Here is a 1,341-nt window from a genome sequence, read left to right as displayed (position 1 = left end):
TCTCGACGCCGTTCGTGAATTTCTGATCGACCAGCACGCCGATATTGCCGCCGTTTTCCAGGATGGCGGCAAGGGCGAACGATGCGCCGGTCGAGGACGGCAGCAGGCCTCCCATGCTCGAGCGGCGTGTCGAGTGGATGTAGTCGGCAAGGTAGGGATTGTTGGGCGGGCGGAACAGTGCCGTGATGTTCATGCCGAAGGTGGCGGCGGCGACCGGCAAAAGCTCGAAATTGCCGAGATGGCCGGTGAACAGGATGTGCGGCTTCTTTTCGCCTGCGATTTCGACGAAATGCTCGATACCGCTGACCTCGACCCGGCCCGGCTTGGCGGCATTCGGGTCAAAATCGAAGAGGGCATCGAGGAAGATGTATTCGGCGGCAAGCCGGGCCATGTTGCCCCACATGTCGGACGCGATGGCCTCGATTTCGGCATCGCTCTTTTGCGGATAGGCAAGGCGCAGATTGTTGACGGCTACCCTGTGCCGTCCGACCATCGGCCCGATGCGGCGGGCGACGCGGTCGGCGAAGTTGAGCGCGCTGTCAGGCGGCAAAAGGCGCAGCAGGCCGATGATCGCCATGGCAAGCCGCGCCACCAGCCAGTGCTCCATTTGGCGTAGCCGCCGGCCATAGCGGAACATGAAGTCCCGGCGGGCTTTCTTGAGTACCTTGCCGACCATCTTGTCTTAGGAAACGCGAAGAATGATCTTGCCGAAGACGTCGCGGCCTTCCATGCGCTTCAGCGCGGCGTCGATGTCGTCGAAGCCGACTTCGGTGTCGATTACGGGCGCGACGAGACCGGCCGCCATCTTCTGCATGGCATCGGCCATGTTCTCCATGCGGCAGCCGAAGGAGCCGAGCAGCTTCAGCTGTTGCTGGAAAAGCTGCATCAGATTGACCTGCGTCGAGACGCCGGAGGTCGAGCCGCAGGTGACGAGGCGGCCGCCGCGCTTCAGGCACAGCATCGAGCCGGCAAAGGTGTCGGCGCCGACATGCTCGAACACGACATCGACGCCCTTCTTCTTCGTCAGCTTGCGCACCACGCCTTCGAAGCGATCCTCGCGATAGTTGATGACATGGTCGGCGCCAAGCGCCTTCGCCTTGTCGATCTTGTCGTTCGAGCCGACCGTAGTGATGACCGTGCAGCCCATGCGCTTCGCCAATTGGATGGCTGCGGAGCCGATGCCGGAGCCGCCGGCATGGACGAGGATGGTCTCACCGGGCTCCAGTTTCGCGTTGTCGAACAGCATATGCTCGACCGTGCCGAAGGTGACGGGTGCGACGGCAGCGCCGATATCGGAGACACCGGGCGGCGCAGGCACCAGGAGACGGGCAGGCAGGTTGA

Annotated in this window: 2 protein-coding genes; both read right to left on the bottom strand. The window is 63.0% G+C overall.

The genetic code is table 11. The annotated features are described in order from the left end of the window. Positions 1-676 (bottom strand): lipid A biosynthesis lauroyl acyltransferase (locus tag EOA79_RS32070; RefSeq protein ID WP_128293692.1); only part of this gene is annotated, 676 nt, incomplete at its 3' end. Between the two features lie 6 nt (positions 677-682). Further along, positions 683-1,341, bottom strand: a 659-nt coding sequence (locus tag EOA79_RS32065; protein ID WP_164894071.1) for a zinc-binding dehydrogenase, incomplete at its 5' end; no start/stop codon positions are given.

This window comes from Mesorhizobium sp. M1A.F.Ca.IN.020.03.2.1, assembly GCF_004023205.1.
Classification (GTDB): Bacteria; Pseudomonadota; Alphaproteobacteria; order Rhizobiales; family Rhizobiaceae; genus Mesorhizobium.
The sequence above is the reverse complement of the archived record's forward strand: the minus strand, read 5'-3'. Positions and strand labels throughout refer to the sequence as shown.